At 63.8% G+C, this 16,473-nt stretch carries 16 protein-coding genes; 14 read left to right on the top strand and 2 right to left on the bottom strand.

Annotated features, from left to right (window positions below; genetic code table 11):
- Window positions 1–6: 6 nt before the first annotated feature.
- The 13 genes from arsB (at window position 7) to WFQ05_RS03095 (ending at window position 13,423) form a co-directional block, all read left to right on the top strand.
- Window positions 7–1,032, top strand: a complete 1,026-nt coding sequence (gene arsB, locus WFQ05_RS03155; protein ID WP_130523041.1) for an ACR3 family arsenite efflux transporter — start codon at window positions 7–9, stop codon at window positions 1,030–1,032.
- 24 nt (window positions 1,033–1,056) lie between these two features.
- Window positions 1,057–1,554, top strand: coding sequence for an arsenate reductase ArsC (locus WFQ05_RS03150; protein WP_130522615.1), 498 nt, complete (start codon window positions 1,057–1,059; stop codon window positions 1,552–1,554).
- Window positions 1,555–1,587: 33 nt separating this feature from the next.
- Window positions 1,588–2,592, top strand: a complete 1,005-nt coding sequence (locus WFQ05_RS03145; RefSeq protein ID WP_162456375.1) for an ArsJ-associated glyceraldehyde-3-phosphate dehydrogenase — start codon at window positions 1,588–1,590, stop codon at window positions 2,590–2,592.
- A 4-nt stretch (window positions 2,593–2,596) separates the two neighbouring features.
- Window positions 2,597–3,832 carry an organoarsenical effux MFS transporter ArsJ gene (gene arsJ, locus WFQ05_RS03140; protein ID WP_130522613.1) on the top strand — a complete coding sequence of 412 codons (1,236 nt, stop codon included), beginning with the start codon at window positions 2,597–2,599 and terminating at the stop codon, window positions 3,830–3,832.
- A 952-nt stretch (window positions 3,833–4,784) separates the two neighbouring features.
- Window positions 4,785–6,683, top strand: a complete 1,899-nt coding sequence (locus WFQ05_RS03135) for a copper resistance system multicopper oxidase (protein ID WP_130522612.1) — start codon at window positions 4,785–4,787, stop codon at window positions 6,681–6,683.
- A complete protein-coding gene (locus tag WFQ05_RS03130; protein WP_130522611.1) occupies window positions 6,680–7,792 on the top strand; it encodes a copper resistance protein B in 1,113 nt (370 codons plus the stop codon). The genes WFQ05_RS03135 and WFQ05_RS03130 overlap by 4 nt, the downstream gene beginning before the upstream one ends.
- A gap of 47 nt (window positions 7,793–7,839) precedes the next feature.
- Complete coding sequence (locus tag WFQ05_RS03125) at window positions 7,840–8,682, top strand: cytochrome c (protein ID WP_130522610.1); 843 nt, start codon at window positions 7,840–7,842, stop codon at window positions 8,680–8,682.
- Entirely contained in the window at window positions 8,660–9,181 is a 522-nt protein-coding gene (locus WFQ05_RS03120; RefSeq protein ID WP_234852501.1) for a nuclear transport factor 2 family protein, read from the top strand. Before WFQ05_RS03125 ends, WFQ05_RS03120 begins: the two co-directional genes overlap by 23 nt.
- Window positions 9,182–9,191: 10 nt before the next feature.
- The gene (locus WFQ05_RS03115; RefSeq protein WP_130522609.1) at window positions 9,192–9,701 is read left to right on the top strand and encodes a DUF411 domain-containing protein; all 510 of its coding nucleotides are present in this window, start codon (window positions 9,192–9,194) and stop codon (window positions 9,699–9,701) included.
- Between the two features lie 172 nt (window positions 9,702–9,873).
- Complete coding sequence (locus WFQ05_RS03110) at window positions 9,874–10,182, top strand: hypothetical protein (RefSeq protein WP_337052598.1); 309 nt, start codon at window positions 9,874–9,876, stop codon at window positions 10,180–10,182.
- A gap of 15 nt (window positions 10,183–10,197) precedes the next feature.
- Entirely contained in the window at window positions 10,198–10,605 is a 408-nt protein-coding gene (locus WFQ05_RS03105; RefSeq protein WP_130522607.1) for a heavy metal-responsive transcriptional regulator, read from the top strand.
- Window positions 10,592–13,099, top strand: a complete 2,508-nt coding sequence (locus WFQ05_RS03100; protein ID WP_130522606.1) for a heavy metal translocating P-type ATPase — start codon at window positions 10,592–10,594, stop codon at window positions 13,097–13,099. Before WFQ05_RS03105 ends, WFQ05_RS03100 begins: the two co-directional genes overlap by 14 nt.
- Window positions 13,100–13,126: 27 nt before the next feature.
- Entirely contained in the window at window positions 13,127–13,423 is a 297-nt protein-coding gene (locus WFQ05_RS03095) for an EF-hand domain-containing protein (protein WP_130522605.1), read from the top strand.
- 86 nt (window positions 13,424–13,509) lie between these two features.
- Here WFQ05_RS03095 and WFQ05_RS03090 read toward each other — a convergent pair whose 3' ends face one another.
- A complete protein-coding gene (locus WFQ05_RS03090) occupies window positions 13,510–14,178 on the bottom strand; it encodes an arginase family protein (RefSeq protein ID WP_205956140.1) in 669 nt (222 codons plus the stop codon).
- Between the two features lie 93 nt (window positions 14,179–14,271).
- Between WFQ05_RS03090 and WFQ05_RS03085 the strand changes: the two genes are divergently transcribed.
- Entirely contained in the window at window positions 14,272–14,484 is a 213-nt protein-coding gene (locus WFQ05_RS03085; RefSeq protein ID WP_130522603.1) for a hypothetical protein, read from the top strand.
- A gap of 310 nt (window positions 14,485–14,794) precedes the next feature.
- Here WFQ05_RS03085 and WFQ05_RS03080 read toward each other — a convergent pair whose 3' ends face one another.
- A complete protein-coding gene (locus WFQ05_RS03080; protein WP_130522602.1) occupies window positions 14,795–16,441 on the bottom strand; it encodes an NAD+ synthase in 1,647 nt (548 codons plus the stop codon).
- Window positions 16,442–16,473 lie beyond the last annotated feature (32 nt).

Here is a 16,473-nt window from a genome sequence, read left to right as displayed (position 1 = left end):
CGGCGCATGGGCGGTTTCGAGCGCCACCTGACCTTGTGGGTGGCCTTGTGCATCGTCGTCGGCACCGGACTGGGCTACCTGTTTCCCGACGGCTTTGCCGCGCTGGGCGCGATGGAGATCGCCAAGGTCAACCTGCCGGTCGCGGTACTGATCTGGTTGATGATCATCCCGATGCTGCTGAAGATCGACTTCGGCGCGATGGGACAGGTCAAGCAGCACTGGAAAGGCATCGGCGTCACCGTATTCGTCAACTGGGCGGTCAAGCCGTTCTCGATGGCGCTGCTGGGCTGGCTCTTCGTCCGCCACGTCTTTGCCCGTTATCTGCCGGCGGATCAGTTGGATTCATATATCGCCGGGCTGATCCTGCTGGCCGCGGCGCCATGCACGGCCATGGTGTTCGTCTGGAGCAATCTGTGCGAGGGCGAGCCGCAATTCACCCTCAGCCAGGTCGCGCTCAACGACGCGATCATGGTGTTCGCCTTCGCCCCGGTTGTGGGCTTGCTGCTGGGCATTTCGTCGATCACCGTGCCATGGTCGACGCTGCTGCTGTCGGTGGAGCTCTACATCATCGTGCCCGTGCTGATCGCCGCGGTCCTGCGTCGCTGGATCCTGCAGCGAGGTGGCGAGGCGGCGCTGCAAGCCCTGCTGAAGCGACTGGGGCCGGTCTCGCTTGGCGCCTTGCTGGTCACGCTGGTTCTGTTGTTCGGCTTCCAGGGTCGGCAGATCGTCGCACAACCGCTGATCATCGCCATGCTGGCCGTGCCGATCCTGATCCAGGTGTATCTCAACGCCGGGGTGGCCTACTGGCTCAACCGCAAGTTCGGTGTTGCCCATTGCGTGGCCGGACCTTCCGCATTGATCGGCGCCAGCAATTTCTTCGAACTGGCCGTGGCCACCGCCGTCAGCGTCTTCGGCGTCCACTCCGGCGCGGCGCTGGCGACCGTCGTCGGCGTGCTGGTCGAGGTTCCCGTCATGTTGTCCGTCGTACGCATCGTGACCGCCTCCAAGGCGTGGTACGAAGCGCGCCCCTGATTTGCCCAACCCCGAGACCCTGTCATGAGCCGTCGCTACAACCTCCTGTTCCTGTGCACCGGCAATTCCGCCCGCAGCATCATGGGCGAAGCCTTGGCCAACCAACTGGGCAAGACACGATTCAATGCCTACAGCGCCGGCAGCCAGCCGCGCGGCCAGATCCATCCGATGACCTTGAAGGTATTGCAGGACGTCGGATTGTCGACCGACAGCCTGCGTAGCAAGGCCTGGGACGAGTTTGCCGAACCGGATGCGCCGCAGATGGATATCGTCATCACCGTATGCGATCGTGCCGCCAGCGAGACGTGCCCGGTGTGGCCCGGCCAGCCGATCACCGCGCATTGGGGCGTCCCGGATCCGGCCGAAGTCACCGGCACCGAGGACCAGGTGCGCCGCGCCTTCACCAATGCACTTCATCTGTTGCAGCACCGGATCGCGTTGCTGATGGCGCTGAAGGTCGAAGCCCTCGATCGCCTGGTGCTGGAGACCCGCGTCCGCGAGATCGGCACGGCGTCCACCTGATACCTTTCGTCTTCCTTTCGACTGCACGCCACCATGACTCTACGCATCGGCATCAACGGCTTTGGTCGCATGGGGCGCCTGACCCTGCGCGCCGCCTGGGGCAATCCCGCGCTTTCCTTCGTTCAGATCAACGACCCGGCCGGTGACGCGGCCACCCTGGCGCACCTGCTGAACTTCGATTCGATCCATGGCCGCTGGCAGCACGAGGCGATCGCCGATGGCGATGCCCTCGTGATCGATGGCGTCCGTATCCCGGTGGCCCGCAACAAGGACATCGCCGCCACCGATTGGTCCGGCTGCGATGTGGTCATCGAGGCCTCGGGCAAGTTCCGCAAACCCGACGTGCTGCGGCCCTACCTCGACCAGGGCGTGAAGCGTGTGGTCGTCACTGCACCGGTCAAGTCGGCCGGCGCGCTCGACATCGTCATGGGCGTGAACCAGCAGCGCTTCGATCCGGCCCAGCACCGCATCGTCTCGGCTGCCTCGTGCACGACCAATTGCCTCGCGCCGGTGGTCAAGGTGATCCACGAAAAGCTGGGCATCCGCCATGGCAGCCTGACCACGATCCACAGCCTGACCAACACTCAGGTCATCGTCGATGCGCCCCACAAGGACCTGCGCCGCGCTCGGGCCTGTGGCAGCAGCCTGATCCCGACTTCGACCGGCTCGGCCACCGCGATCGCCGAGATATTCCCCGAACTGAAGGGGCGGTTGAACGGTCATGCCGTGCGCGTGCCGCTGACCAATGCCTCGCTGACGGACTGCGTGTTCGAGGTCGAGCGGCCGACCACGGTCGAGGAAGTCAACGCGTTTTTGCAGGCCGCCGCCGAGGGCGAGCTCAACGGCATCCTGGGTTACGAAACCCAGCCGTTGGTATCAATCGATTTCCAGACCGACCCGCGCTCCAGCATCGTCGACGCGTTGTCGACGATGGTGATCAATGGCACCCAGGTGAAGATCTACGCTTGGTACGACAACGAATGGGGCTACGTGAACCGTACCGCCGAGTTGGTCCAGTTGGTGGGTCAGGCAGGGTAAGTCCATGTTGTCCCGCCTGTCGCCCGATGTTCGCCAGTACCTGTTGATCACGGGCAACTACTGGGCCTTCACTTTGACCGACGGTGCATTGCGCATGCTGGTGGTGCTGCACTTCCACCAGTTGGGCTACTCGCCGTTGCAGGTAGCGCTGCTGTTCCTGTTCTACGAGATCTTCGGCGTCGTCACCAATCTGGTCGGCGGCTGGCTGGGCGCGCGGATCGGCCTCAACCGGACGATGAACATCGGCTTGGCCCTGCAGGTCGTGGCCCTGTCGATGTTGCTGGTGCCCGGCGCATGGCTGACCGTGCCCTGGGTGATGTCGGCGCAGGCGCTGTCGGGCATCGCCAAGGACCTCAACAAGATGAGCGCCAAGAGCAGCATCAAGCTGCTGGTGCCGGGCGATCAGCAGGGGGCCCTGTTCCGCTGGGTGGCGGCGCTGACCGGCTCGAAGAACGCGCTCAAGGGCATCGGCTTCTTCCTCGGCGGCGCCATGCTGACCACGATGGGGTTTGCGCCGGCGGTGGCGCTGATGGCCGGCGTGCTGCTGATCGTATGGCTGTTGAGCCTGGCGTTGCTCAAGCGCGACCTGGGCAAGGCAAAGCACAAGCCGAAGTTCCGCGACATCTTCTCCAAGAGCCGGGCGATCAACTTGCTGTCGGCAGCACGGCTATTCCTGTTCGGTGCCCGCGACGTATGGTTCGTGGTCGCGCTGCCGGTGTTCCTGGCGCAGACGCTGGGCTGGGATTTCTGGCAGGTCGGTGGCTTTCTGGCCGTATGGATCATCGGCTACGGCATCGTGCAGTCGGTGGTGCCGTATTTCACCGGCAAGCGCAGCGGCAAGGTGCCAGACGGACGCTCGGCTTTCGTATGCGCGGCGATCCTGGCGCTCGTGCCGGCGGTGATGGCGATGCTGCTGGCGCGTGAGGAGTCCGTACAGACGATCCTGGTCGTTGGCTTGCTGGTATTCGGGGTGCTGTTCGCGATCAACTCTTCGCTGCACAGCTACCTGATCGTCAGCTACGCCAGCGAAGACGGCGTTTCCCTCGACGTAGGCTTCTATTACATGGCCAATGCGCTTGGCCGATTGTTGGGTACCGTGCTGTCCGGGTGGATATTCCAGGTGGCGGGCTTGGCGGCGTGCCTGTGGATCTCGGCAGTGCTGGTAGGGCTCGCCGCCGCGATTTCCCTGTCGCTCCCCCGGCACAAACCCTTGGCGGCTGTGGACGTCGAGTCCTCGTGACGTCCACGGACGCATCAACCAGGCATTCCGGCTCGTACACTGTCCAGGACAGGCGTCAATGCAGACCTTCGATCGACATTGACTGGGCATCGCGTTGTACTTCCCAACACTGCTTCGGCCAAGGAACTTCGATGACGTCCACGTCTGCGAGTGTCGCCATTCAAGCCCAGCTCACTCGCCGGGTAGGTGCGAAGGGGGAGTCGCCGCAGCTCGCCTACCAATATTGACCCACAGCAGCGAGCCCTCGAATCAACCAGTACGAGAAAGGCGAGAACGAACTCCGTTCGGCGACGTAACACTTCGATAACCTGGAAGTGAACTCCAGACTGCTCGTGTCTGGATGTGACTGGCCCGCACTGCCAGACTGGGGTAGAGTATTTGAATGACGTTGCGGTCTGCCCTGTTGCGCGTGATGCTGATCGTTGCCCTGATCCTGAATGGGGCAGGGACGGCAGCTGCGTCCGTCATACTGATGCCTGGCGCTTCACCGGATAGCGTGTCGACGGGACAGACCCGATCACACCCGATGACTGTGGCGATGTCGAGTAGTTCGCCCTGCCACGACATGGCGCAGATGACGGCAGAACGCTCCTCGTCGAATACTGTCGGAGCGCTGCCTGCTGAACAGGCGCAAAAAACCAAGCACTCGACCCCGGATTGCTGCAAGTCCAGTGTCTGCCGATGCGCCTGTACGCAGGCCGTTGCGGCTGCACTCATGACCGTGGCCGCCTTTGGCGTGGGCCCGCTGCACTCGGACGTGGTCCGTCCGCTGTCCCTCCGTCACGCGGATCCCACGTTGCCGCATCTGGTCCGACCTCCCATCGGCTAAGTGTCCCAAGGCGCCTGCGGCGCCCCTTCGCTTGCGTGTGTTTTACCGTGCTGTGAACCGCATGGGATCGCAGGCTGTTCCGGTCTTAACACCGGATCCTCTGGACGCGTTGATGGAGTTTCCATGTTTTCCGAAAAATTCGGCTGGACGGCAGATGGCGCATTCCAGCCATCGCGCCGCCGCTTCGTGCAAGGTCTGGCCGCCGGTGGTGCGGCGCTGGGGTTGGGGTTGTGGCCCAAGAACAGCTGGGCGCTGAAAGGCCCCGGCAACGCCAACGTCCTGGCCGGCACCGACTTCGATCTGACCATCGGCGAAACCCCGATGGACTTCACCGGGCGTGTGCGGCCGGCGATCACTGTGAACGGCTCGCTGCCGGCACCGATCCTGCGCTGGCGTGAAGGCACCACGGTGAACCTGCGCGTGGCGAACGCGTTACCCACCGGCTCGATCCACGGCAATGAAACCTCGATCCATTGGCACGGCATCATCCTGCCGGCCAACATGGACGGCGTGCCAGGGCTGAGTTTCAACGGCATCGCCCGTGGCGAGGCGTATCAATACCGTTTTACGGTCAACCAGGGCGGTACCTACTGGTACCACAGCCATTCGGCGTTCCAGGAACAGGCCGGCTTGTACGGGCCGCTGATCATCGATCCGATCGCACCGGAACCCTTCGCCTACGATCGAGACTACGTGGTCATGCTGTCCGACTGGACCGACATGGATCCGACACGGCTGTTCGCGCGGCTGAAGAAGATGTCGATGTACGACAACTACTACATGCGCACCGTCGGGGACTTCTTCAACGATGCAAAGCGCGATGGCGTGGCCGCCACGGTCGAGGATCGCAAGATGTGGGGGCAGATGCGCATGTCGCCGACTGACCTGTCGGACGTCAACGCGAACACCTACACCTATCTGATGAACGGCACCACGGCGTTGGGCAATTGGACCGGTCTGTTCCGCAGCGGGGAAAAGGTGCGGCTGCGTTTCATCAACGGTTCGGCGATGACTTATTTCGACGTGCGCATCCCGGGTCTGAAGATGACCGTGGTCGCCGCCGATGGGCAATACGTGCATCCAGTGACTGTGGACGAATTCCGCATCGCGGTGGCTGAGACCTTTGATGTGATCGTCGAGCCGTCGGGGCAGGATGCCTTCACGATCTTTGCCCAGGATATGGGCCGCACCGGTTACGTGAGCGGCACGCTGGCGGTGCGCGAAGGCCTGCGCGCACCGGTCCCGGCGATCGATCCGCGCCCGTTGCTGACCATGCAGGACATGGGAATGGATCATGGAAGCATGGGCGGCATGGATATGTCCGGCGGCAAGGGCATGGAAATGAGCTGCGGCGCCAACATGGGCATGGCCGGCATGGACCACGGCGCGATGACGCAGGAGTCGAAGCCGGCCAATGCCGATCCGGACGCGGGTCATGACATGGCCGGCATGAAAGGCGGCGCGATGGCGGACATGGACCCCGGGAGCATGGTCACACACCCGGCCAGCGAAACGCGCAACCCGCTGCTCGACAACCAGGCGATGACCGTCAGCTCGCGCCTCGACGATCCGGGCAACGGCCTGCGCGACAACGGCCGCACCGTGCTTAGTTATTCGATGCTCAAGAGCACGTTCGAGGATCCGGATGGCCGCGATCCCGGTCGAGAGATCCAACTGCACCTGACCGGGCACATGGAGAAGTTCGCCTGGGGCTTCAACGGGCAGAAGTTCTCCGAGGTGACGCCATTGCGGCTCAACTACGGCGAGCGCGTACGCATCGTGTTGGTCAACGACACCATGATGACCCATCCGATCCATCTGCACGGCATGTGGAGCGATGTGGAAGACGCCGCCGGCAACTTCATGGTGCGCAAGCACACCGTGGACATGCCGCCAGGCAGCAAGCGTAGTTACCGCGTGCGTGCCGATGCATTGGGCCTGTGGGCTTACCACTGCCACCTGCTCTATCACATGGAGGCAGGCATGATGCGGGCCGTGCAGGTAGGGGAGGGCGTCGCATGAATGCCTTGAAGACCTCACTGCTGGGCATCGCGCTGGCAACGGCACTGCCCGCCGGGGCGCAGGAAATGGACCATTCGAAGATGGCCATGCCGATGTCGCCGTCGACCGAAACCAAGCCGACGGCGAAGAAGCAGCCAGTAGCCGAGCCGGCGCCGAAAATAGCCGCCAAGCCTGCGGTTGCGGATCCCCATGCCGGGCACCCGATGGCACCGGCCACGGCAGCCAAACCTGCCGCGATGCCGATGGATCATTCCAAGATGGACCATGCGATGCCGGAGCCCCCCGCCGAAATCGCACCGCCGATGGACCACGCTGGCATGGGGCATGACATGGCCGGCATGTCGATGGAAGCCATGCCCGGCATGCAGCACGGCGACATGGAGATGGCACCTGGCGAGCCGCGCACGCCGATTCCGCCGATCATCGAAGCCGACCGCGCTGCCGCCATGCCGCCCTCCAAGCACATGGAACACCTCGATAATGCCATCCACAGCTATACGCTACTCAATCGCCTGGAAGGCTGGAATGCCGATCCGGGCAAGGGGCAGGCTTGGGAAGGACAAGGCTGGATCGGCACAGACCTGGACCGCCTGTGGTGGCGCAGCGAAGGCGAGCGGGTCGATGGGCGTACCGAGTCGGCCGATCTGGAAGTGCTTTACGGGCGCAGCGTTTCGACCTGGTGGGACGTGGTCGCCGGCATGCGCCACGACTTCAAGCCCGGCGATTCGCAGAACTTCGTCGCGATCGGCGTGCAGGGCCTGGCGCCATACAAGTTCGAAGTCGAGGCCACGGCCTACATCGGCCAATCCGGGCAAACCGGTGCGCGCCTGGAAGCTGAGTACGAAACGTTGCTGACCAACCGGCTGATCCTGCAGCCGCTGATTGAAGTCAATGTCTACGGCAAGAACGACGCGCGCCGCGGCATCGGTTCCGGCCTGAGCACCGCCGAAGCCGGCGTGCGCCTGCGCTACGAGTTCACCCGGCAATTCGCGCCTTACCTCGGAGTAGTCCATGAACGAGCCTTCGGCCGCACCGCGGATTTGCGCCGTGAAGAAGGTGAAGACGTCAACGACACCCGCTTTGTGGCGGGCATCCGCATCTGGTTCTGATTGGGGAGATCACCATGCCGTTCGTAACACGAAAGTCCCTGCTCGCTATGAGCCTCCTGTCCGGTGTCGCCCTCGTGGGGACGGCCGGTTTCGTCTGGTCGGGCATCTACAACATCGGCGCCGACGACACACACACCAAGCCCGTGTATGCGGTGCTGCAAACGCTGCGCGAGCGCTCGATCGACACCCGCGCGCACAAGCTGCAACTGCCGGCCAACCTCAATGACCCGGCACGCATTCGCCAAGGCGCCGGTAACTACAACGCCATGTGCACGGGTTGCCATCTCGGCCCGGGCATGCAGGAAACCGAACTGAGCAAGGGCCTGTACCCGACGCCGCCCAATCTCGCAAAGGAATCGGTCGATGCAGCCGAAGCGTTCTGGGTGATCAAGCACGGCATCAAGGCCAGCGGCATGCCGGCGTGGGGCAAGAGCATGAATGACGAATACATCTGGAACATGGCCGCCTTCCTGCAGGAATTGCCGAAGCTCAACAAGGCGGGATACGAAACCTTGGTCGCCAGCAGCGGAGGGCACTCGCATGGTGGTGGCGAGAGCGGCGGCCATTCGCATGCGGAGGAGGGCGAGGAGCATGAGCATGCCGAAGGCGAGGGGCACGACGAGATGGCCGGCATGCCGATGAGCGAGGCGAAGCCGCACCCGCATCCTCCGGGCACGCCACCGCACGACGACGCGCCGAAGAACACCAAAGCACCGGCCGGCGGCCAAGTGCATACCCATGCCGATGGCAAGGAGCACGTCCACGCCGCTGCTCCTGCCGCCAAGCCGGCTGTCTCTGCGACAGCCAAGCCGGCGGTCGTCGACCCGCATGCCGGCATGGACATGCCCGAAACCAAACCGGCCAGCGATGGACACGATCACCAACACTGACCGGAGCATTAGTCTCATGATCCATCGAATCGTTTTCCTGACCTTGCTGGCCCTGCCGTTCGCCGCGCAAGCCCATGATCCCGCGCAGCATGCGAAGGCCAGCGAGCCCGCCATCGCCGCCGAAGCGAAGCCTGCTGTCGCTGTCGTGGAAGCCTTCTCGAGTGCATTGCAGGCTGGCGACCTGAAACGCGCCGGCAATTGGTTGGCCGATGATGTGCTGATCTTGGAAAGCGGTGGTGCCGAGCGCTCCAGGACCGAATACCTGGATGGGCATGCCAAGCACGATGCGGAATTCCTGAAAGGCGCGCATGTACAGCTGAAGCAACGCACGGCAAAGGCGGTGGGCGAACTGGCTTGGGTCGGCAGCGAAAGCGAATTGCATGCCAGCAAGGATGGCAAGCCCCTGACCCTGCTCAGTACCGAGACCATGGTGCTCAAGCGTGGGACGCAGGGCTGGCGCATCGTCCACATCCATTGGTCATCGCGACCCAAACGCTGAGGAAGCCGCCATGTTGATTCGTCACGCTTTTCCGATCCTGGTGTTGTTAGGCGGCACTGCCCTGGCGGCCTGCGCCAAGCCGGTTGCAACCGTCGCCGAAGGTACCCGCATATCGCCTGAGGTGCAGGCAACGGCCACGCCAACATTGCCAGTGGTACTGGTGCACAAGAGTCCCACTTGCGGTTGCTGCAACCAATGGGTCGAACACATGCGACAAGCCGGATTCACGGTGCAGGTGGACAACCAGAACGACGTCACCCCGATCAAACAGCGTCTTGGGGTGCCGTATGGCAAGGGGTCGTGCCACACCGCGGAAGTGGCGGGCTACTTCATCGAAGGCCACGTGCCGGCGGAAGACATCAAGCGGTTGCTGGTGCGGAAGCCCGACGTGAAGGGACTGGTGCTTCCCGGCATGCCGGCCGGTTCGCCGGGCATGGAACTGCCGGACGGGCGAACGGAGCCGTACACCGTGGAGCAGGTTGCCCGTGATGGCAGCACACAGGCTTTCGCCCAGCATTGATGCCCATCTTGCCTTAGGACATCCCTGCATGAATGAAGGCGAAATATTTTCCTGAATCCGAGACAAAACGCTTGACCTTGGAGGTAACTCCAAAGTGCAAGCTGGCCTTGTCAGCCAGGGTCACCTAGCTGAAAAACCGAATTCTTCCAGAACTTGTCGCTGGAGACAGATCATGAAAATAGCTTCCCACATCTTTGCAATCAGCGCCGGCTTGCTGTCTCTGGCGCCCCTCACCACGTTGGCCATGGGTCAGTCCACGCCGCACGAAATCCATCTTGCCACGTGCGATCAAAAGGCCGGCGAACAGGCCCGCCTCTTGAAGCACCAGTTCGCCCAGCGCGATGTCAATCGCGATGGTCTCCTTGAGGCGGCCGAAACCGACAATCCGCAGATGTCGGCAGCATGCCAGGCCAAGTGCCGAGACCGCATCGACCGCAATCATGACGGCGTCATTGAGGCTGCGGAAATCCGCCACGCCTGACCTTGGAGCCGGGACATGCATATCGGACAACTCGCGAAACAGGCCGGCGTCACGCCGGACACCATCCGCTATTACGAACGGGAAGGCGTCCTGCCATCGCCGGCGCGCCTGGAATCGCGCTACCGCAACTACGGCCAGGACGACGTGGCGCGACTGCAGTTCATCCAGCGCGCCAAGGCGCTCGGTTTCACCCTGGCCGACATCGGCGATCTGCTGAGCCTGTCGGGCGACCGTACTTCCGACATGGCCCAGGTCAGGCAGGCCGCGCAAGCGCGGCTGGCCGGCGTCGAAGCCAAGCTGGCGGAACTGACCCGCCTGCGCGACGGCCTGGTTAGCCTGGTCGATGCCTGTCCGGGTCACGGGGAACTGCAGGGTTGCCCCATCCTAAATGCGCTCGTCGGGGAAACACATGAACACGCCTGATCCTTCCAAACATCCCCACCATCATCACCACGCCGCGGGACAGGGCTGCTGTTCGTCCGATGCGAAGGCGACCGCGCCGGCGCCGGCCGCGCACCACGACCACGATGCGGCGCACGGCTGTTGTTCCAGCAAGAAACCCGATGCCGCGAATGCGGATCCGCTGACCGATCCGGTCTGCGGCATGCAGGTCGACCCCGCCACTACGCCGCACCACGCCAGTCACGCGGGCAACGAATATCACTTCTGTTCGGCGCGTTGCCGCGAGAAGTTCGTCGCCGAACCGGCCAAGTACCTTGCACCGAAACCCGAGGTGCCGGCAGCGATGCCGAAGGGCACGATCTATATCTGCCCCATGCATCCGCAAATCCGCCAGGAAGGGCCGGGCACGTGTCCGATCTGCGGCATGGCGCTGGAACCTGAAATGCCCAGCCTGGACGAGGAAGAGAATCCTGAGCTGAGCGATTTCAGTCATCGCTTTTGGTGGTCACTGCCGCTCAGCGTGGTCGTGCTGGTACTGGCCATGTTCGGCCATCGCATCCCCGGCCTGTCCACGCAGGCGCGCACTTGGCTGGAACTCGCGTTGAGTGCGCCGGTCGTGTTGTGGGCCGGCTGGCCGTTCTTCGAACGCTGCGTACAGTCGATCCGCAACCGCAGCCCGAACATGTTCACGTTGATCGGCGTGGGAGTGGCCGCTGCCTTCGGCTACAGCGTGGTGGCGACGCTCGTGCCCGGCGTCTTCCCGGATTCCTTCCGCGAACACGGCCGCGTCGGCGTGTATTTCGAAGCGGCAGCGGTGATCGTGTCGCTGACCCTGTTGGGCCAGTTGCTGGAATTGCGCGCACGTTCGAAGACCTCGGCCGCGATCAAGGCATTGCTGGGATTGGCGCCGAAGACCGCACGACGCATCAACGATCGTGGCGATGAAGAAGACGTGCCGCTCGAACACGTGCATGTCGGCGACCGCCTGCGCGTGCGTCCGGGCGAGAAGGTGCCGGTCGATGGCGTCGTGCTGGAAGGGCGCTCGAACCTCGACGAATCGATGCTGACCGGCGAGCCAATCCCGGTGGAAAAAACCGCAGACAGCCGCGTGATCGGCGCCACGATCAATGGCACCGGCAGCCTGGTGATTCGCGCAGAGAAGATCGGTTCTGACACCGTGCTGGCGCAGATTGTGCAACTGGTCACGCAGGCGCAGCGTTCGCGCGCACCGATGCAGCGCATGGCCGACAAGGTCGCGTTCTGGTTCGTGTTGGCGGTATTCGGCGTGGCCTTGGCGACGTTCTTCGGCTGGGGCCTGTTCGGACCGGAGCCGTCGTGGACCTATGCTGTGCTCAACGCCGTGTCGGTGCTGATCATCGCCTGTCCGTGCGCGCTGGGACTGGCCACGCCGATGTCGATCATGGTCGCCACCGGTCGCGCCGCGCACGCCGGCGTGCTGTTCCGCGATGCGGAAGCGATCGAGAACCTGCGCAGGATCGATACGTTGGTCGTCGACAAGACCGGTACGTTGACCGAAGGCAAACCGGCGTTCCAGGACAGCCTGACTATGGACGGCTTCAATGCCGACCAAGTGCTGCAATGGGCGGCCAGTCTGGAGCAGGGCAGCGAACATCCGTTGGCCGAGGCGATCGTCGCCGAAGCCCGGCGTCGTGGCGTTACGCTGACGCCAGCCGAAGATTTCGACTCAGTGACGGGGCAGGGCGTGCGCGGTCGCGTCGAAGGCCAAGATATGGTCCTCGGCAACCAGGCGCTGATGGCATCCGTTGGCGCCGACGTCGCGCCGTTGGCCGATGCAGTGGAACGTTTGCGCGGGCAGGGCGCGAGCGTGATGTACCTGGCTTCCGGCGGTCGCCTGGCCGGCGCCATCGCCGTGGCTGATCCGGTCAAGCCGACCACGCTGCCGGCGCTCAACGAATTGCGCGCCGCGGGCCTGCATATCGTCATGGCCTCGGGCGACGCGCAAGCCACCGCGGAAGCGGTCGGCCGCACGCTCGGTATCGACGACGTGCGCGGCAACGTCAAGCCGCAGGACAAGGCGGAATTGGTGCAGGCATTGAAGGCGCAGGGCAAGCGGGTGGCGATGGCCGGCGACGGTATCAACGACGCGCCGGCGCTGGCCGCCGCCGATGTCGGCATCGCAATGGGCACCGGCACCGACGTGGCCATGTCCAGTGCGCAGGTGACTCTGGTCAAGGGCGACCTGCGGCGGATCCTGCAGGCGCGGGCGATTTCCGAAGAAACCGTCGCCAACATGAAGCAGAACCTCGGCTTCGCCTTCCTCTACAACGCCATCGGCGTGCCGGTGGCCGCAGGCGTGTTGTACCCGGCCTTCGGCTTGCTGCTCAGCCCGATGATCGCCGCGCTGGCGATGAGCCTGAGTTCAGTATCGGTGGTTGCCAACGCGCTTCGCCTTGCGCGGATGCCGACTGCCGAACCCGCTACCACCACTACGCTCCGTCCCGCCGGGTCCGCGGGCGGCTCGTCCTGTCACTAAGGTCCCACTTTCCACTGGAGTAGAACGATGAAAACGATGATTTCCCTATTGGCGGCATCCTTGTTCTTTGCGGGCACCGCGATGGCACAAACGACGGCACCAGCGCAGAACCATGGCCAGATGGATCACGGCAAGATGAACCATGGTGCGATGAAGATGGATGCCAAGCCGGACGAGTTCACCACGCTTGATACGGACAAGAATGGCACGCTGTCCAAGGCCGAGTTGGCCAAGCACCGCCTCGGCCCGCATTTCGGCATGCTGGATGCCAACAAGGATGGTCGCCTGAGCCCGAAAGAGTTCGCCGCCGGCAAAGGCATGTGACGCTTTGCGGTGAACGGGTTTCGGTAGCGGTTGCGGCCGAAGCCGAAACCCGTCTTCCACGATACGGCTCAGCGGCGACCGACGACTCAGTGGATGAGTCGTGCTGCCACGCGCGCGGTCGCGTTGTCGATGTCCAGTGGTGGCGACAATTCGGCACACGTCCATGATAGCGCGTCGTCCTGGATATGGCGCGCGTCGACCCTGTCGGCCACGGCGAACAAGTCTGGCGTATTGCTCGTTCGACTGACGCCAAGGCAGTGGTAGCGAACGTCGTGGCCCAGGCGTCGCGCGTCCTCGATGGCTTGCAGGAACGGCGTGCCGGAACTGGCGCGCGGTTGTTCGCGTAGGTCGAAGTGTGCATCGAAATTGAAGATGCCGATACGTTGCCGCGCGTTCGCCAGATGCGAAGCCAGGCCGGAATAGCTTGCATAAACGATTTCGTGTCCGCCGCCCATGCCGACGACGAAGTGACCGGCGTCGAGCAGGGCCTTGGCGCGTTCGGCATAACGGGCCTGCGCGTCATCGAGTGCTTCGCCTTCGCAGGCTACGTCGCCGGCGTCATACAGCGCGCTGGCGTGCAGCACCGGCAGGTTGGCCAGCATTTTCCGCAACGCAAGCGGCCCTTGCATCGCACCCATTCGGCCCGAATTGCGGCGGATGCCTTCATCGCTGGCCAAACCCATCAGGGCGACGCCCGGCGAACCGGATTCGTCCGCCTTGCGCACCACCTGGTGCCACCGGCGCGTGTCCGCCAAGCCCGGCGGGTCGATGCGGCCATGCCCAGATGCCAGTTATTTCAGTTGCCTTGAAAGGGCAGGTCGAGGAGCTCCAATTTCACCTGGCACCTGGTGATTTCGGAAGCCGCCGAATGCGACGATGCGCTGTTGCAGGGACTGGTGCACGAGGCGGCGTCCCATCATCTGCTGCAAGGCCATCCCGACCTGCAATCGTGCGATTTCTATTTGTGTGGCCCCCCGGCGATGCTGTCGGCTACCCGCCACATGCTGGCGGAACTGGAGGTTCCGGAAAGCCACGTGGCTTTCGATGATTTCAAGATCTGAGTGATGCGATCAACTAGCGGGCGGCTTTCGTCGCCCAACCGCGATGGGTCGCCCGCCGGTTTGAACACTGACGGCGTGGCCGTCGCGATCAGCACGGCCAGTGCGGCGCCGACATCCACGACTAACTGCGTGAGGATCGTGGGGAGCTTGACAAAGCCCGATTGAGTAGCTGGTTTGCTCACCGTTGTTCCTCGGGCTAGGCACGTTTTCGGGACGGCGCGAGGATGGTCAGCATCTGAATGCCACGCGGTTCAAGGTGCGGAAAGGGCGGGTGGCGGTTCCGAGGTAGCGGTTAACGTTGCTCGTGGGATCACGGTGTGGGGAACACCTGAGCATAGGCATTGGTGATCGGGTAACGCCGTTCGCGTCCAAACGCCCGGCGCGAGATCTTCGGTCCCGGCGCCGCCTGCTGCCGCTTCCATTCGTGGCGGTGCACCAGCTCCAGCACCGGGTCGACAACGAAAGCGGCGAATCCGGCCGCCAGGATCTCCTCGCGCGACTGCTCCTGATCGATGTGGCGGAACAGGATTGCGTCGAGTACGTCGTAGGGCGGCAACGTGTCCTGATCGGTCTGATGCTCGCGCAGTTCTGCCGTCGGCGGCCGGGCGATCACCTCGGGTGGAATGACCGGTGCGCCGCCCACGGTATTGCGCCAGCGTGCCAGTGCGATCACCTCGGTCTTGTACACGTCCTTGAGCGGGGCATAGCCGCCGCACATGTCGCCGTAGATCGTGGTGTAGCCGACCGCGTACTCGCTCTTGTTGCCAGTGGTCAGCAGCAACCCGCCAAGCTTGTTGCTCAGCGCCATCAGCACCGCGCCGCGCGCGCGAGATTGCAGGTTCTCTTCGGTCGCATCGATCGTCGTACCCGCGAACAGACCACTGAGCGTGTCGAGGTAGCCCTGAAACGGTGCGTCGATCGGCACCGTCCGTAGTGCCACGCCCAGGGCCGCGCATTGCGCGGCGGCCAGATCGTTGCTCAACGCACTGGTGTAGCGCGATGGCAGGCGCACGGCGGTGACCCGGTCGGCGCCGAGCGCATCGACGGCCATCGCCAGCACGACCGCCGAATCCAGTCCGCCGGACAGGCCGACCCAGACCCGATCGAAGCCGTTCTTGCTGCAGTAGTCCGTTAGCCCCCGCACGATTGCCCGCCAGGCGACCGCGTCGCGGCCGACATCGGTGTCGATCGGCCACGCGACTGGGGTAAAGCTACGTGAATGCGGATCGAAATCAGCAACCAGTGCGTGTTCCTCGAAGGCAATGGCCGCCGGGTGTACGTGGCCATTGGCGTCGGCGAGCAGGGACGCGCCATCGAACACGATCGCATCCTGGCCACCGACGACATTGACGTATGCGAGCGCGACTTGGTTCGCGCGGGCGCGCTCGGCGAGCAGTGCATCGCGCTCAGCATGTTTGTCGCGCTCGAATGGCGAAGCATTCGGGATCAGGATCAGCTGAGCGCCGGCCGCGACGGTTTCAAACGTGGGCTCCAATCCCCACAAGTCCTGACAAATCATCGCGCCCACGGTGACGCCGTTGACGTCGAAGACGCATGGCCCACCATCGGGATCGACAGCGAAGTAACGCCGCTCATCAAAGACCGCGTAATTGGGTAGATCGCGCTTGCGATAGGTCGTGGTAACGGCGCCTTCACGCAGCACACTCAGTGCGTTGTAGACCACAGCGCCGACAGCTTCCGGCCAGCCCACTACGGCCACGATCCCAGTGACCTCTTGCGCGACGCGGTGCAACGTGGCGACGCAGTCGGACAGGAACTGCGGTCGTAGCAGCAGATCCTCGGGCGGATAGCCGCTGACTGTGAGTTCGGGAAAGAGCACCAAGTCGGCGCGGTAGAGATCGCGCGCCTCGGCGATCCGTTCGGCAATGCGAGCGGCATTGCCGTCGAGGTCTCCGACCGGAAAGTCCGCCTGGACCAATGCGATGCGCAGGCTCATGCGCGGTTTCGGTCATTGCATCGGGCTGCGGG

The organism is Pseudoxanthomonas sp. USHLN014, from assembly GCF_037153335.1.
Lineage (GTDB): Bacteria > Pseudomonadota > Gammaproteobacteria > Xanthomonadales > Xanthomonadaceae > Pseudoxanthomonas_A > Pseudoxanthomonas_A winnipegensis.
This window is presented reverse-complemented; position numbering and strand designations above follow the sequence as displayed.